The organism is Bacteroidota bacterium (assembly GCA_008933805.1).
Classification (GTDB): Bacteria; Bacteroidota; Bacteroidia; order UBA8524; family UBA8524; genus SB11.
This window is the reverse complement of record WBUH01000014.1, coordinates 50,816-67,925: the sequence shown is the minus strand read 5'-3', so window position 1 is coordinate 67,925 and position 17,110 is coordinate 50,816. Positions and strand designations below refer to the sequence as shown.

The following is a 17,110-nucleotide window of genomic DNA, read 5'->3' as shown; positions in this document are numbered from 1 at the left end:
TATGCTAAGAAATATAAGCATATTTTTCATATTTGCTTGTACCATACAAGCAGTTTTTGCTGATGACACGTTGCGAAAATTTAACATTAGAGCAAACTACTCTGCTAACTATCAATTTTTTACCTTGAATGGTGCTGAAAATGCCACTTTATTGTTTTTAGCAGATAAAATGACCACTACTAACGGCTTCTTTGAGAAGGGTGCATTCAAACCTACGCTGTTGCAGCAAGTAAGCCTTTCAGCAGCAATTTTCAAAAACAAAACGTGGTATGTTGGTTTAAAAGGGTATTGGGGTCAAAATGAAGTCTCTAGCAACGGCTATATAGCCAACCTTACTGATAATACAATTGAACAATACAAGTGTCGATCTTGGTTCAAAATATGGTATATGGGTTATTATGTTCAAAAAGAGTTCCGAATAAAAAAACGAGGTACTATCTCCCCATATATTGGCTTTTTCCCTAATACCTCTTTTTATATGGAAACCAGCATTACAAAAAAAGCTACGGACATTGAAACAGGAAGGCTTGTAACTGACCTTAATATGCGCGGAGGCTCACAAGGTTTTGGAAGCAGGCGGGAAGGGATATTAATGCTGTTTGATAACCCCCAGATAGGGGTTGATTTTTCGCTAAAATTGTTACCATACATTTTACTTACAGCATCCTATTCATACTTATGGTACAATTCGGTTATAAATGACCTTTATAGTTCAGAAAGCCGCTACATTATCCCTTTTGAAAACTCTCAAACAAGACCACCCCTTAAATTAAGAGGTATACAAAAAGAGTTTTTTAGTTCAGGCATTTCTCTAGGTTTAGCCTTTCAATTATATAAATAATTTGTCTATTTTTATAGTCTGAAACCGTTTGCTATATTGTTTATATCGTTGATTTTCTGCTAAATGAATATTTCAAGTTTTGGTATTCTGGTCTTACCTCGTTAACAAATAAAAACTCTATTTAAACAATACAAAGCTATGTCGTTGTTTTCAAAGGTGATTCTTGAGCCTGTGAATGTAGGTTTAAATCTTTGGTTTTACCTCTTCTTGTGAAAATCAAACCAGTTGTAGCAGCCGCGTGCCAATAGTTCTTTTACTATATCGGCCAGGTCGCTGCGTCCCCAGCCCATAATACCGGTGCTAAAATCGGCCCACTTATTCTTGTTTTTGTACAGTTCCAAACGGCCGTTACCGTTTTTAAGGCCAAACAGGCTCCTTTTCCTTTCAGAAGGCTTTCTGAACTTGTAACGCACCTTGCTGGCATCAGAAGTTGCGGTGTATTTGAAGAAGATAAACCTGCGTCCTTTTAGTATTACTTTGTTGCCCTCAATACTAAGCTCTTCCGCTTCGTTGCGAAACATATAATACCCTAGCGAAACAACAGCGATAACTGCTTCTATTATCAAAAACTCGCTGAGATTGAATGTATTCAGAAAAAAGAAAGCCACTAAAGCTAGTGACGATAAGATAAATATCATCCTCACTACCTGTATTAGCAGGTATGCGACGGCGTTACCGCCTGAATTTTTCAATTTGAAAGAGACCCCCATTAGCCCGTTTTATATAAAACGTGTTACGTAAACTGCAATAATAATGATAACAAAAAGAAGTGCAAAGAGACTCTCTCTAAACCACCCCATTTTTGTCTTGATAAAATAATAGGAAACAAAAGGTGATAATGGTAATGCCACAAAAGTAAATGCCTGTCCTACAGGCGCTTTACTGAGCACAACAGCGCTCAAAGCACTTAACAGCATATAGAACAACATTTGCTGTGATTTACGCGCTCTTATGGTGTTTTTCATATAATTATCCCTTAATCCTGCGATGCTGAACAGCAAAACCAATGCCGCAATTCCAAGAATTGCAGCATGATAAGGATTTATCATCAGTCGTTGTAAATCAAACGCAAACACATTTGTGGAAAAAAATATGGTATACACTTCCCATTGACCTGCTAAAAAGTAACCGATGCCCAAAAAGTACAGCGGAATTATAAAGCCTGTAACATACAGCATGAAGGTTTTGAAGGTAAGGTATGCCGATGCTATAAGTGCCAGTAAAATGGCAGGAACAAAAAGAATGGTATCAGGAGTGAGGCAAAAGGCCATTCCGGTGAAGAACCCCATATCTAAGAACGGGGTTGTGCGGGGTTGTCGTCCGTCAAGCGATAAATACCTGTAAACTATCAGCAAAATAAACAACGAGGCAAGGAAATGCGGAGTAAGAATACTTTGCTCTTGAAACAAGTGGCTGAAGTAAAAAAAGAAAAGTACGGGCAGGTAGGTTTGCTTAAACAATACCTCGTGCTCATTTACCAAATAGTTGTAGAAGAAACCAACCGCTAAGCTGATTACAAATACAATTGCCAATGAAATATACAGCCCTGTAGAGGACGTATGAAGCCCATCGAGCCAGCCCGACAGTAATGGAGATGTATTGTATACCTGTGGCTGAGGAGGACTCCAAAACCATTGCAACACCATAATTATGGCAGCAAACAGCAGTACCCACAACAGGTTTGATACGAGCTTATTTCTGAAAAGATTTAACAAGGGCGGTTTAGTTGACCAAAAGTTTCAAAAATGCAAATTTACGGTCTTTGGCAGCAGGAAATAAAACGGTTGCTGCATCTAATTGTTGCCCTTCGCGTGGAACCACCGCTATACTTGAGTTTGAGTTCTTAAAAAGTAATTTACTATCACTAACTCCCTTGTTGGTTAGCGTGTATTGGGTAATTTCAGAATTACCTCTGTTTTCGTCGTTATAAAATATTAAAACCCTGTCTCGCAACGGCAATGTGTAAAAAGAGGAGTAATAACCCAAGTCCAAAGATGATGTCTGACTTTTATTAATCACCTTTCCCCATTCAACTTCCCCTTTTTTGGTTATTGAAAGTACAGCTACCTTCCCAAAATTATATACATCACGGCTACCCACCTGCATCATGCCGTTTACAGTAAAGGTATAGGTTTGGGTGGTGGTAAAGTATTCTTCGGCCATCAGTATATAGCCGCTATCGCTGTGGGGTATAATGTTGCGTATGTACAAATCCCTAAGCTCCTCGCCTTGCTGTGCCGCATAGTTGCCAATAAACGATGATACAAAATCTTGTGGGTAGGGTATAAAGCTATGGTATAACGGCAAATGCGTACCCATATCTAAACCAAAATCAAGCAAGCCTTTGCTGTAGCCCACGTCTTCTAATGAGTAGAAGCCGCTTGCAATTGCTTTGTTGCTTAAATAATCAAGGGTTAGGTGGGGTCTGCTAAGGTAAGTATCGCTATTGTTCAGGTAAAAATCAGTCAGTTCGTTTTTAGCGGCATCGTAGGCAAACAAGTAATAGCCAAATCGTTCAAAATCCTTCTTACGCTTGTCTTCATTCTCTACCCTAAAAATAAAATAGGCATTTCCGTTATTAGCCACCTGGCTTTCAAGTGGGTTAAAATTGCCATATCTAAAGGGCAATACTATTTTTTTGCGGTGCAATTCTTGAAACGAGTTAGCATCAAGCACCACAATTTCTATCACGGTTTTCTTCTCAGGGTCAATCTCTGTATGAAAGCACAACACCTTTGTTTGGTCGGCAGAAGGAGTCACCACAAAATCGCCTTCGTCTGAATAGTCTCTTTGAGGTGTATTGGTAATTACCACCTCTTCTCCCACGGGTTCGGCATCAAGTCCGTGTTTTTGGCCAATTAACTCAACGCCGTTAATTTTTCGGTTAAAGCGGCTCTTAAACACCCTTAGTCCGTCAGTATTTATTATAGCGTTTACCAATGAGGCCTTTTTCAATCCAGCTAGTTGTTTGCTATATACCAAGCCCAAATTGTCTTTGTATAACTGCACATATACTTTACGGTCGAAATAGCGGGTTTTGCTGCGCAATACGTAAATGCCTGTTGCATTTTGGCCTACCACTTTGGTAAATGCCGTACGGTTACGGAATTTTTCAGGGTTAGACCATTCAGCATCTTGCCCGCTGACTTGCAAAACGGTACAAAACAGAATAAAAAGGCAATATGTTTTGAGCAGAAGTTTCACTGTGATTTACCAACAATGGTAACGAATTTTTTGCTGATAAAGTTTCATAGATACGGGTGTAAAGCAAACTTTTTTAATAGCGATGCAATGCCCATTAGCTACAAAGGCACGAAAACGCAAAACAGTGTTTGCATCTTCGTGCCTTTGCACTAGCTTGGTTATAAAGCCTTGTGTTACTTAAAACTTCTCAATCTTAATCCTCGCAATGTTTCCGTTATCGGCTACTTCTACAAAGTAAATACCGGCGGCTTCTTTGCTTAGGTCAAGCTCAACAGTGTTGCCATTAACATGAACTTTTTGAGTAACGGTTTGACCTGTTAGCGTGGTTACTTTAACTGTTGCATCCAGCATGGGCTGGTTGGTTTGCACTGTAAACTTACCTTTAGTTGGGTTAGGGTAAAGAGCAATACCGTTTGCAAAAGATACAGGCTCTATGCCCACGTTGGTAATGCTGATACATGTTGAAGTATCGGTGCATCCGCCTTGTGTTACCTCAACGGCATAATCGCCATTGGCAGTTACTGTAAGCGATTGGCTGGTTTCGCCTGAAATTACTGAATAACTGTTATCACAATCTAACCATCTATAGGTTGCACCCGTTGCAGCAGCAGTTAAAACAAAGCCGCTTTGGCTAATGCCGGGGTTAACAGTATTTACAGTTAGGTTAACAGATATTAAACTATCACAACCAATGCCGTTGGGTATGGTATCAATAAAGCTGGCCGATGAAGTAAATACCTTACCACTTGGGCTGGTGTATATATCACAAACGGTAGGTGAAATGCTGCTAAAGCTGCTGTAATTTACAGTAAGGTCTATTGAGATTACACTATCACAACCTACACTATTGGGTATGGTGTCTAAGTACTTGCCTGTAATCGCAAGCAGTTTGCCACTAGGTGCTGTATACAGGTTACAAACGGCAGGAGATATTGAACTTGTGGTAGAATAATTTACTGTAAGATTAATGGTTACCACGCTATCGCAACCAATACCATTGGTAATGGTATCCATGTAAATACCCGAAGTAGTCCAAGTATATTTACCGCTTGGGCCCATGTAACTGTTACAAGCCGTAACCCCTATACTGTCTTTTGTGCTATTGTTTATCGTAAGGGTAATTACCAATATACTGTCACAACCCCAGAAACCTTTTAAAGTATCCTGATAAACACCTGAAGCAGTCCAAGTGTGTTTACCGCTTGGGCTTAGGTAACTGTCGCAAGCAGTTGCAAATGCGATGTTGGATGAAGAGCTATGAATGGTAAGCGTTACGTTTATTACACTATCGCAACCATTGCTGTTGGTTAGCGTATCTAAGTAGTTGCCCGACCCTGACCAAGTGTACTTTCCGCTCGGGCTGATATAACTATCACAAGCCGATGGGGAGATACTGCCATAAGTGGTGCCGTTAATTTTTAAATTGATGGTTATAATACTATCACAGCCCCCGCTATTGGGTATGGTATCCATATAGGTGCCCGATGATGAAAATACTTTACCGCTTGGGCTGGTATAGGTATAACACGATGTCGGAGAAATTGTACTGGTAGTAGCTTTCTTTATCGTTAGATTAATGGTAATAATACTATCACAGCCTATTGCATTGGGTATGGTATCTTTATAGGTACCTGATGTAGTATAGGTTTTATTATCAGGGCTAAGATAGCTTTCGCAAGCACTTACGGTTAAGGTTGATGTTGAGTTTTTCTTTATGGTAAGATTAGTAATTAAAATACTATCGCAGTTATAGTAGTTAGGACTGATAGTATCGTAATAAATACCTGTGGTAGTATAGGTTTTACCTGTAGGTGAAATGTGGCTCCCGCATTTTGATACACCAATAGAGTCGTAGGTGTTTCCCAAATAACGCAGTTTTGCAACTTCAGTGGCTGAAAGTGCGCGCCTGTAGAATCGGAACTCATCCATCAACGAGCCTGAAGGAAGGCTGTTGCTGCTTGAATAACCACCTACTTTAAAAGGACCGGAGCCGCTTAATGAAAATCCTGTTTGGTTTACGGTATTCACCAACGTTCCGTTAAGGTATGCAAATATTTTACCTGCTGTTGAGTCGTAAACAAACGTTGTAACTGCCGGAGAGGTAGATGCACCACCCACTACCTGCACATCGGTTAACGGTCCGCGTAAAATCCAGTTACCGGCACCGGCAACACCGCCTGTGAAGCACCTGAAAGAACCTGCATTTACATCTCCAAAAATGTAGTATGTAGTGGTTGTTGACGGAATATTGTTTGTCCAGAAAGAAATAGTCCATGAACCGCTCACACTTGTAGTCCATCCTGTATTCACATAATCATTGGTGCTGGTTGCCCCGGTTCCCACTAAGGCCTTACCGTTACACGTTCCTGTTGAGCCCTGAGAAATTGAGCCAACCAAAGAAGCTGTACTTGTTCCGGATGGCGGACTGCTGGCAAGGTTGGGCACAGTAGTACCTGAACCGTTAAACTTGTAATATAAAATTTCAGGAGTTCCCTGTGCCTGCACATAATGCATCACAGACAACAGAAAAAAAAGGCATAATGCCTTTAATAGTAAAAGGTTTTTCATAAGCGCTTATAGGTTAGGTTTGTTATTGTAAATTTAACAAAAATTTCTATCGCAGCTATTTGAAAAACAAAAGATTTGTCAGCTAAATGTAATCTGATTAAGACTACAGGGAGAATAACGGGGTTTTCCTAATAATAACCGAGGGTTTTCCGGTTAAAATTTGTTCTTCCACATCATACTTTCCACAGGCTTCACAGTACGTTTGTTGTACTTAGCCGAATTTTTACTGTCGTAGCTGGTTTCAATTTCACCGCTAATTTCAAAGTAAATTAACTGGCCAATAGGCATACCGCGATAAATGCGCACCGGCTGGGCTACAGATATTTCAAGCGTCCATGTATTGCAAAAACCTACATCGCCCTTGCCTGCTGTGGCATGAATGTCTATCCCTAAACGTCCTGTGCTGCTTTTGCCTTCTAAAAATGGAATATGGGCATGGGTTTCAGTGTACTCTTCGGTTACACCTAAGTATAAAATATCAGGGTATAATACATACCCTTCCATGGGTATTTCAAAAATGTCGATTTTGTTGTGCTCTTTAGCGTCCAACACACGGTCTTTGTAGGTAGCAAGGTAACGTCCCAAATGCACATCGTACGAGTTGCTGCCTAAGCAATCTTTACGGAAAGGCTCAATTAAAATGGTGCCTTTTTCAATCTCGGCCAGTATTTTTTTATCTGAAAGTATCATTTCGTAGCTATTAGCAGTTGGCTTATTTGCCTTTGATAAGAGCTAAAAAGTTAGTAGCCGCTAACCAAAGGCACTCTTTTGACGAAGAGGGGGACAAAAATAGCACAAACCACTATAGACTAATTAGCTAATTACCCACAACATAGCAGTTTTATCGTCGCTGGCAGTTATAAGCCTGTTATCATCTGCCCACAGCACTTTGTTTACCGATGTGGTATGCCCGTCGTTCTTCGGCTTATCAATCACCTTCAGCAATTCAAACGTATTTGCATCCCATATTTTGAGGGTTTTGTCAAGACTTACGGTAGCAAATAAACTGCCTGCGGGGTTGTATTTAATGGCGTTTATGTGATACCAATGGGCATTAATGGTTTGCAACGGGGCATAGCCGTTATCAGCCGCCCAAACTTTCAGTACTGCATCGCGGCCGCCTGAAAGCAGGTATTTACCGTCGGGCGAATAATCCAACGCAAATACTGAGTTGCTGTGCGCCTCTATCTCATGTACTAAAACAAATGTATTGGTATCAAAAACACGGATGCTGTTATCGCTATACCCAACAGCCATCTCGGGTTTTGCAGGGTTTACGGCTATTACACGGGCACTTTTCGTGCTATGCTTTAATTGGGCAGCGAGCAAAAAAGTATTATCCCATACTTTTACAGCTCCGTCACCGCCCGCTGTAACTATTTGTTTGGTTTGGGGCAAAAGGATAATATCAAAAATGCCTGCTGTGTGGGCTTCAATGTTTCTTACTTCTCTGCGTTGCCCCATATCTACCACGTGTAAGTTTCCTGCACGGGTCCCGCACACCAATTGTTGTGCTTCGGCAATCACCACAAAAGAATATACAGGAGCATCTACCTGCACCAGCAGTTGTCCGTCGCCGGGAGCTTGGTGGCCCCACTCAACCACCCATCCGTCTGCTCCCCCTGTAACAAATGTGCCTTGGGAAAAACCTTCTCCCAGCCCATAAATACAGTCTTTATGGCCGGTGTAGGTATGTGCTTTGTGTACAGTAAGCGAAGTCATATCTTCCTATTCTCACATTTCAAACTTACTTTTGAAACGTGCCTATAGTGCTGCAAAAATACCTGAATGATACCACCGAAATGGCGGTGTGGAAAATTACAGAGAGCGTTGAAGAATTGCGCAAGCTGCTTTGGATGTTTGCACACGAGGAATTTAAGTTTGAAAGCCGCAACCTGCATTGGTTAGCCAGCAGGGTGGTATTACAGGAATTGCTGAAAACAGAAAGCTCCCAGCCTTTACTGCTTTTGAAAATGCCTAACGGCAGGCCTTATATTGAAGGGTTGGATTGCCGCATCAGTCTTAGCCATTCAGGCATTTATGCTGCCGCCATTAAAAGCACCACGGGTAGTGTGGGTATTGATATTGAAGAGACGACTGAACGGATTAAAAAAATCGCCCGTAAGTTTATTAACGATTACGAATGGCAATATCTTGAAGGGGAAAACGACCTTGAAACGATGTATTTGTTGTGGGCAGGTAAGGAAGCTATTTTTAAATGGTACGGCGATGGCGGAGTGGATTTTAAGCACCACATGAAAATATTGCTGCCTCTTGCAAACGGTGCTCACTCTGTGGATGCCATACTATCAAAAAACGGGGAGCAAAAGCTAACACTACACACCACTTTGATGGACGATGATTATCGCCTTTGCTGGGTGTTTTAGTCATGCTGAACTTGTTTCAACATCGCATTACCATCCACGATAATTACTTATGATATCCCGAGACAAGTTCGGGATGACGGGATAGCTCCTCCTCCTGTATCCTCCTCTAAGAGGAGGACATTAGGATGTCAGCTTATTTCACAGTTTCTTCAAGTATAGATACTCGTGCGATTTTCAATTTCCCCCGCTTGCGGGGCAGAGGGTGGAAAGCGTAGCACACGTAGTCATGCTGAACTTGTTTCAACATTGCATTACCATTCACAATAATTACTTAGGAGATCCCGAAACAAGTTCGGGGTGACGGGGTGTGGGAGGGTTATCTACCTATTCGGGCAGCAGTTTCCCGTTTTGCCAGTTCTCTTTTTTAAGTACTGAGCCGTCTTCGTCAAAATATAACCAAAGGCCGTTTTTACCCATGTAGCTCATAGTTCCACGCGCTTGTATTTTACCGTTTGGGTAATACTCCTGGCGTATGCCGTTCATCTCACCGTTTACAAACTCCTGTTCGTACTCAAGTGCTCCATTGGTTTTATAATAGCTCCACATACCGCTGGCTTTGCCGTTTTCATACAGCCCTTTAATACTCAACAAACCCGTTTCTGCATATTGCTTCCAAAGACCTGTTTTAATTCCGTATTCGTAGCTGCCATCTTGCTTGCGTTTCCCGTCAGGATAAAACTCTTCAAATCGTCCATTCAGTTTGCCGTTGGCATAAAATCCGCGTTCGTGTAAACTGCCTGTAGGGTAATAACTGATAAAAGAATCCTGCTCCATATCAGCTATATAGGTAAGGCGTGTATAAAGGGTGTGCGGTTCTTCATGGTAAATTGTCCAAACGCCTTGCTTTGCTCCCTTCACATACTCCCCTTCTGATAATAGTACCGCCTTTGCAGTAGGGTAAAACACCTGCCATTTGCCGTGCCTTAAGTCGCTTTTTATAGGGCCGGTTTCTTTTACCAAATTACCGGGAGCGTCGTAATAATGTGCCCAAATACCATCTTTTTTACCATTTGCATACGTCCCTTTTGATGCGAGATGGTTCGTTTCATTATCATAATATACCTTCCACTCTCCTACCTGCACCCCTTTGTAAAAAGTGCCTTCTTCGGCTTTTTTCCCGCTCACGTGATAGCTTTTATAAGGTCCGTCGGCAATGTTGTTTACATACACCACTTCTTCTATCAAGTTTTTACTGGCAGGGTCGTAGCGCTTCCAAGCACCTTGCTGTATCCCCCCCTCATATTTGCCCTCTTGGTCTATTTCACCGTCTATGGTATATAGTTTCCAAAACCCGTCGCGTTTACCGTCTTTATAGCTTTCGCCTTCAGCCAGCAAAACCTTATTTGCAGAGTACTCTTTCTCTTTCAGTACTTGTGCCCACCCGGGTATTGTAATCACAAAAAACAATATGGCTATTATGATTTTATTGATTTTCATGCGTTTTTATATTTCTTAAACATCATTTGGTAAATAAGCACCCCCCAAATAAATATGCAGGGTACTGCTTTTAATACATACGGCTCTATGAATTGCTTGCGCACAGGCGGCGGAAACAAATCGGTAGGTGATAGTGAGGTGAATATAAATGCTAACGCTATCATTACTAATGCGACCGTGTTTTTAGGCTGCATAAAATACCAGAGAGCCGCACCCGCAATGGCTATCACAAACGTTGGCGACTCTGCCTTGTGGTTAAATATAATTACCCATAGCAGCACTGAGGCTGTTAGCAGTAAACGGAAGGTGTAATCGCTGTATCGTTGCACTTTTATCAACGGAAGGCAAAATAATGCCACACCACCCAATGTTATCAATGTTTTGCTACCATTGTAGCCAAACCACGTTTGTAACCACCCCATAACTGATAATCCTACGGATGCGCTGTGGTCTTCTTTCAGCATCTTCCACCAACTTTGGTATTGTGCCAGCAGCCCGTCGTAACCACTTACAACAATTGGTAATACCAACAATAATAGTGTCCACGCTATGCTCCAAAGTATAAACTTCGGCTTCTGCTTGTATAGCAAAAACAGTGCAAAAGCTACTAAGCCAAACAGTTTTATAAATACGGTAAGGGTGATAAACAACGACGACCACCGTACATCTCCGTTTTCCAGTTTGTTAAATGCCAATAGTATCAATCCTGCTATCAGGCCGTTGCTTTGCGCGTTTTGTATGCTGGTGAGCAACTCAATAAATACAAAAAGCAGCATAAAGGTTTTTTGCCTGTTAGTGGCTTGGGGTATTGTGGCAAAACCATACCACAGCACCATAGCATTTAGCAGGTTCCAAAGAGTTAGCCCTGCAATATCGGGCAGCCATGCAAACACCCCCATAAACAAAGCAAAGGCAGGGCTGTATTTAAACAAGTCCCAACACTCAGCAGGGTACATTATATACAAATCTTTACCATCCAACAGGTGAAAAAAGGCCTGTTTAAAAATGATGTAATTATTGTAGTTGGTGTATTCTCCTGTTTGCGGCTTAAAATATTGCGCCACCGAGGCCAAAATAAAAGCAATACCGTACAGCAAGGCGATGCGGTTGGGCGTTAGCCAATCCCACAGCCGTTGCAGGGTGTTTTTTGGTTGATTCATTTAATAAAACACAGTGGTTGGTAGTGCAAATAACCGAAAAATAGTTGGTATGGGGTAGATGATTAACCATGCCGCAAGGTTGCAAGGGACTAATCTGCTAAAAAACCAATTACACTAAACAAAAGGTTATTGTTTGAACGATTGTATAGAGTTTAGGGAAATGCACGAAAGCCGCGTTGATTGCGTAACAAAAATAACACCGTAACTGCGTAACGGCATAACAGTGTAACATTGCTTGTGAAGCTTGTGAAATTTGTAGATGGGGTTTAAACCCCATCCTGTTAAGATTACAACCTGCACGGGACTTAAGTCCCGTGCAGGTTGTAATCACAAAAGCGGTGGTTTTTAACCCGCCACAAACAGGTTACGACAGGATATAAAATCCTGTTCTTTTAAGGGTTTGTTTCAGGAGGGTTTTAAACCCTCCTGAAACATCGAGCAAATAGCGACGGGTTTTATACCCGTCGTAACAATTTTACCCCGTTCCTTATTTGACAGCAAAAAAACATACAAAACCCTACCTTTGCAGCCGCTATGCTTAACCACACTTGGGAAGTACAACTGCAACAACTGCGCGCTGAGTTAATTTTGATGAAAGAATCCATCAAAGAAACTTCAAGCGATATTATTAAGGGTGGTTACTCAAAACACCCCATCTTTATTGCTCATAGAGAAGACATTGAAATTGGCGAGGTAATACTTGATAAAGACGATATGTCAACCCATTGGAGCATTAGTGCATCTACTTTGGAGGAATTTGTTGACAAAGGAGTAGTACAGGCTGATAAGTCGGACTACTTTAAAGAGAACTTCAAAGACCCGAAAGAGTTTATCTGTATGTTTGTGATACACGGCACCGAAGCCCGTTTTGTGTTTATCCCCTACCGTGCATCTGCATTAGATAATAACTAATCACTAAAAATGCCACAGCCAAGGGTAGCCGCCGTAATATTAAACTATAACACACGTAAATGGCTCGAGGCATTTTTGCCTGCGGCGCTGAAAACCCGTTACGATAATTTTGAGGTAATTGTGGCAGATAATGCCTCAACCGACGACTCGGTCGAGTTTCTACGCCAATACTATCCACAGATACGCGTTATACAACTACCCGTAAACTACGGTTTTGCCGGGGGGTATAACGAATGCCTTAAACAAGTAGAGGCGGATTACTTTATCCTGCTGAACAGTGATGTGGAAGTTACTCCAAATTGGGTGCAACCCGTTATTGATTTAATGGAAACCGACGCAGTCATTGCGGCCTGCCAACCTAAAATACTATCCTACCACCACAAGGAGCGGTTTGAATATGCAGGAGCAGCGGGTGGCTACCTTGATACGCTTTCGTACCCTTTTTGCCGCGGTCGTATTATTGACCATACCGAGGTTGATGCCAATCAGTACGACACTGTTGAAGAAGTGTTTTGGGCCAGTGGGGCAGCCATGTTTATCCGTTCTGAAAAGTATTTTGAAGCGGGTGGATTGGATGCCGACTTTTTTGCCCACATGGAAGAGATTGACCTTTGCTGGCGATTGAAAAACCACGGGTATAAAATTATGGTGCAACCGGCATCAGTAGTGCACCACGTAGGCGGAGGAACACTATCTAGGCAAAACCCGCGCAAAACTTTTTTAAACTTTCATAACTGCATGGCCATGATGGTAAAAAACATGAACGGCACAGGATTGTTGTGGAAGTTACCGCTTCGGTTTTTAATGGACGATGCCGCCGCACTTATGTTTTTGGTGTACGGTAATTGGCGCGATACGCTGGCGGTGTTTAAAGCCCATACCACATTTACCCTGCAAATTGGTAAATGGATAAAACGCCGTAGTGAATACAAAGCCTATAAAACCCACCCCCACAACAATACAGGTGTTTATCACAAAAGCATCGTGTTCGATTTCTTTATCCGCAGGATAAAAGAGTTTTCTAAATTGGGTTTGTAGTTTAGCTACAACCTATGCTTTATAAAATTACTTTGGTGAGTCAGTAAACGAATTCCAAAAATCCCCGTATTTTTTCGCAAAGTTTTGGAACGCCGTACCCTCATATTCCACAATGCGTTTGCCGCTAAAGGAAAAAACCGCTTTGCACTTGCAAAAATTACCACCCTTTTGCAGCAAGAAGGTATTACCCACCGTGTAGTAGAAACCATTGCAGATGTAGAAGCCAACCGCTACAAGCTTACAAAAGCGTATGAAGAGTTTAATCCCACTGAAATTTGGGTAAGCGGCGGCGACGGTACCCTGCATTTATTTATAAACTCGCTGCCGGAAAATATGTGGCACCTGCCCGTAGCGGTAATCCCTTCCGGCACGGGTAATGATTTAATTAAGAATTATACGGGTAAACCGGCTTTTGAAAACTGTTTGGCCATTGCCCTAAACGGCAGCCCGCAACCCGTTGATGTATGGCAGTGCAATAACCGCTTATTCATACATGGGTTTGGGGTGGGGTTTGATGGTAGAATAGTTGAGAGCATGATGCACAGTCCTTCGTGGTTTAGCGGTTTCTTGGCCTACTATTACCACGTAATCAGGCATTTGTTTACCTACCGCGAGCAGGTATTTACCCTTACTGCAAACGGTAACACAGTTTCGTTTCCTTGCTTTATGGTTACCGTTGCTAATAGCACCACGTTTGGCGGCGGTTTTAAAATTACTCCAAAAGCTATTATTACCGACAATTTACTGGATGTTTGCGCTATTCATAAAGTAAGCATTATCAAACGCGGACGTTGCCTTAAAATGGTTGAAAAAGGAAAACACCTGCACTTACCCATCTTAAATTATTTTACTGCCGATAAGGTTGTGTTGAAGCTTCCGCAAACAATGCCTGCCCATATTGACGGAGAATTGTTTTACGATGATAATTTTGAAATAGCCCCCTTTGCCAAAAAGCTGCACATAAAAATGCCCACCCCATGATTACCATAAAGAATGAGTATTTAACAGCAACAATTAACCCTTTGGGTGCTGAATTAAAAAGCTTGAAAAACTTAAAAACGGGCTTTGAATATCTGTGGCAAGCCGACCCTGCCTACTGGAATCGTAGCGCACCCATTCTTTTCCCCATTGTGGGGGAGGTGAAAAACGGGACTTACAGGGTTGATGGTAACGAATACTCATTGAGCAGGCACGGTTTCGCCCGCGATAGTGTGTTTGAAATAACTAAACACACCAACGATGAAGTTTTATTAACACTAAAAAGCAATCCTGAAACCGTAAAGAAATACCCTTTTGAATTTGAATTTTCTGTTAGTTATCTTTTACAAGAAAACAGCATACTAACCACATTTACTATTCACAATCCAAGCACACAAAACATATACTTTTCAGTGGGTGCACACCCGGGTTTTAACTTGCCTGCAAAGCAACTGAAAGACTATTACATTGAATTTGAAAAACCTGAAACACTTGAGCGTTGGCTGTTAAAAGACAATGTTTTTTCGGGCGAAACCGAAACGGTAGTTAGTAATTCAAACCGCTTACCATTAACGGCTTCTTTGTTTGATAAAGATGCTATCGTGTTTAAAAATATGGCTTCGAAAAAGTTGAATTTGAAAAGCTTTAGCGGTGATTTCACATTAACAATGGATTTTGATGGCTTCCCCTATTTCGGCATCTGGACCAAACCCAACTGCCACGAGTTTGTTTGCTTAGAGCCTTGGTGCGGACTGGCTGATAATGCCAACTTCGAGGGAGAATTTAAGGGGAAAGAGGGGGTTATTGTATTAAGCCCTAACAATACATTCACAAGGCAATTTTCTGTAGAAATAAACAATTAGCCAATCTGTAAATAAACAGATTGGCTAATTGAAAATATTGTTATCCGTTCATCGAAATCAGGAATTCTTCGTGAGTTTGAGTTCCGCGCATATATTTCAGCAGCGTATTCATGGCTTCTTCGGGGTTCATATCGGCCAAGTGGTTACGCAATACCCATATTTTCTGCATCACAGCTTTGTCAAGCAACAAGTCTTCGCGACGGGTACTTGAAGAAAGTATATCGATAGCAGGGTAAATACGCTTGTTCGATAGTTTACGGTCAAGCTGCAACTCCATGTTACCGGTTCCTTTAAATTCTTCAAAAATCACCTCGTCCATTTTGCTACCTGTGTCAATCAACGCAGTAGCTATAATGGTAAGTGAACCGCCGTTTTCAATTTTACGAGCAGCTCCAAAGAAACGCTTGGGTTTGTGTAATGCATTCGCATCCACACCACCCGAAAGTATTTTACCCGATGCCGGTTGCACCGTGTTATAAGCACGCGCCAAACGAGTAATAGAGTCAAGCACTATCACCACATCGTGTCCGCACTCTACCATACGCTTTGCTTTTTCAAGCACAATGTTGGCCAGTTTCACGTGTTTCTCGGCAGGCTCGTCAAACGTACTGCTGATAACCTCGCCACGTACGCTGCGTGCCATATCGGTTACCTCTTCAGGACGTTCGTCCACCAAAAGCACAATCAAATACACCTCAGGATGGTTTGCGGCAATAGCGTTGGCAATATCTTTTAGTAAGGTGGTTTTACCGGTTTTGGGCTGCGCCACAATCAAACCACGTTGTCCCTTACCAATGGGCGAAATCAAATCGATAATACGGGTGCTGTAATTTTTAGGGTCGTACACCAAATTTAGCTTTTCATCAGGGAAAAGCGGTGTAAGGTGTTCAAAACCCACACGGTCGCGAACATCAGCAGGGTCTTTACCGTTGATGCTCTCTACCTTTATCAGTGCAAAGTATTTCTCGCCTTCTTTGGGAGGACGAACGGTACCTTTAAGGGTATCACCTGTTTTAAGTCCCAGCAATTTTACTTGTGAAGGAGAAACATAAATATCATCTGGCGAAGGCATGTAGTTGTAATCGCTTGAGCGAAGGAAGCCGTAGCCGCCGTCTTGCACAATTTCCAACACCCCTTGTGAGCTAACCACCCCTTCAACTTCAGCATAGTTAATAAACGCATCTACAGCATTGCTATACCTTGCTCCACGCTCTTCGCGGGGTTGTTGGTGGCGTTGCTGGCGTTGCGGTTGTGCTTCGGGCTGTGGTTGTACTTGTGGTTGCGGAGCGGGTTTAGTTTCTTCATCAGCTACTAAATCCGGATCGTTTAATATAAAATCCAACGACATATCATCGCCGGTATCAATTACAAATTCTTGGGGTTCTGGGGAAGTAACGGGCACAGCATCAGTATCGGCGTCTTCATCGTCTTTCTTGCGTTTGCCACGTTTCTTAGGTTCCGGCTTTGTATCTTCAACAACCGCCTGCTCTTCTTTCTCTTGGGCAGGTTTTTTGCGCCCGCGGCGGGGCTTATCATCATCTTCAGCGGGAGTGCTTACCGCTTGGTGTTCAAGTATCTTATATATCAGGTCTTGTTTTTTTAGCTGCTCCGAATCTTTGATGTTGAATTTCCGGGCAATCTCTCTCAATTCGGATAAGAGTAAATCATTAAGTGTAAGAATGTCGTACATGAGGTGTTGCGGTAAAGTGTTGACAATACAAA

The 17,110-nt window shown here is 42.1% G+C and carries 15 protein-coding genes; 6 read left to right on the top strand and 9 right to left on the bottom strand.

All coding sequences use genetic code 11. The features are described from left to right. Position 1: 1 nt before the first annotated feature. A complete protein-coding gene (locus tag F9K23_13860) occupies positions 2-841 on the top strand; it encodes a hypothetical protein (protein ID KAB2914508.1) in 840 nt (279 codons plus the stop codon). A 197-nt stretch (positions 842-1,038) separates the two neighbouring features. On the opposite strand, the gene F9K23_13855 is transcribed toward F9K23_13860, so the two are convergent. From F9K23_13855 to F9K23_13830, 6 genes are all read right to left on the bottom strand, one after another. Further along, positions 1,039-1,479: a hypothetical protein gene (locus tag F9K23_13855; GenBank protein ID KAB2914507.1), complete on the bottom strand. Its 441-nt coding sequence runs from the start codon at positions 1,477-1,479 to the stop codon at positions 1,039-1,041. Between the two features lie 81 nt (positions 1,480-1,560). Continuing rightward, positions 1,561-2,556 (bottom strand): hypothetical protein, encoded by a 996-nt coding sequence (locus F9K23_13850; GenBank protein ID KAB2914506.1) that lies wholly within the window; start codon positions 2,554-2,556, stop codon positions 1,561-1,563. Between the two features lie 7 nt (positions 2,557-2,563). Next, on the bottom strand, positions 2,564-4,045 hold the full coding sequence (locus F9K23_13845) for a hypothetical protein (GenBank protein KAB2914505.1): 1,482 nt from the start codon (positions 4,043-4,045) through the stop codon (positions 2,564-2,566). A 177-nt stretch (positions 4,046-4,222) separates the two neighbouring features. Further along, a complete protein-coding gene (locus tag F9K23_13840; protein ID KAB2914504.1) occupies positions 4,223-6,613 on the bottom strand; it encodes a T9SS type A sorting domain-containing protein in 2,391 nt (796 codons plus the stop codon). A 153-nt stretch (positions 6,614-6,766) separates the two neighbouring features. Then, a complete protein-coding gene (locus F9K23_13835) occupies positions 6,767-7,303 on the bottom strand; it encodes a dCTP deaminase (GenBank protein ID KAB2914503.1) in 537 nt (178 codons plus the stop codon). A 123-nt stretch (positions 7,304-7,426) separates the two neighbouring features. Continuing rightward, complete coding sequence (locus tag F9K23_13830; protein ID KAB2914502.1) at positions 7,427-8,335, bottom strand: WD40 repeat domain-containing protein; 909 nt, start codon at positions 8,333-8,335, stop codon at positions 7,427-7,429. A gap of 38 nt (positions 8,336-8,373) precedes the next feature. Here F9K23_13830 and F9K23_13825 point away from each other — a divergent pair, with 38 nt between their 5' ends. Further along, on the top strand, positions 8,374-9,000 hold the full coding sequence (locus tag F9K23_13825; GenBank protein KAB2914501.1) for a 4'-phosphopantetheinyl transferase superfamily protein: 627 nt from the start codon (positions 8,374-8,376) through the stop codon (positions 8,998-9,000). Positions 9,001-9,324: 324 nt separating this feature from the next. Here the strand turns inward: F9K23_13825 and F9K23_13820 are convergent, their stop codons facing one another. Beyond that, positions 9,325-10,437 carry a hypothetical protein gene (locus F9K23_13820; protein ID KAB2914500.1) on the bottom strand — a complete coding sequence of 371 codons (1,113 nt, stop codon included), beginning with the start codon at positions 10,435-10,437 and terminating at the stop codon, positions 9,325-9,327. After that, positions 10,434-11,597 (bottom strand): DUF2029 domain-containing protein, encoded by a 1,164-nt coding sequence (locus F9K23_13815; protein ID KAB2914499.1) that lies wholly within the window; start codon positions 11,595-11,597, stop codon positions 10,434-10,436. Before F9K23_13815 ends, F9K23_13820 begins: the two co-directional genes overlap by 4 nt. A 534-nt stretch (positions 11,598-12,131) precedes the next feature. Here F9K23_13815 and F9K23_13810 point away from each other — a divergent pair. From F9K23_13810 to F9K23_13795, 4 genes are read left to right on the top strand one after another with little or no spacing between them, the layout of a single operon-like run. Beyond that, positions 12,132-12,509: a hypothetical protein gene (locus F9K23_13810; protein KAB2914498.1), complete on the top strand. Its 378-nt coding sequence runs from the start codon at positions 12,132-12,134 to the stop codon at positions 12,507-12,509. A 9-nt stretch (positions 12,510-12,518) separates the two neighbouring features. Continuing rightward, on the top strand, positions 12,519-13,547 hold the full coding sequence (locus tag F9K23_13805; GenBank protein ID KAB2914497.1) for a glycosyltransferase family 2 protein: 1,029 nt from the start codon (positions 12,519-12,521) through the stop codon (positions 13,545-13,547). Positions 13,548-13,598: 51 nt separating this feature from the next. Beyond that, positions 13,599-14,528, top strand: coding sequence for a YegS/Rv2252/BmrU family lipid kinase (locus tag F9K23_13800; GenBank protein ID KAB2914496.1), 930 nt, complete (start codon positions 13,599-13,601; stop codon positions 14,526-14,528). Next, positions 14,525-15,388: an aldose 1-epimerase family protein gene (locus F9K23_13795; protein KAB2914495.1), complete on the top strand. Its 864-nt coding sequence runs from the start codon at positions 14,525-14,527 to the stop codon at positions 15,386-15,388. Before F9K23_13800 ends, F9K23_13795 begins: the two co-directional genes overlap by 4 nt. Before the next feature lie 40 nt (positions 15,389-15,428). On the opposite strand, the gene F9K23_13790 is transcribed toward F9K23_13795, so the two are convergent. Continuing rightward, positions 15,429-17,078, bottom strand: a complete 1,650-nt coding sequence (locus tag F9K23_13790; protein ID KAB2914494.1) for a transcription termination factor Rho — start codon at positions 17,076-17,078, stop codon at positions 15,429-15,431. Between the last annotated feature and the right edge of the window lie 32 nt (positions 17,079-17,110).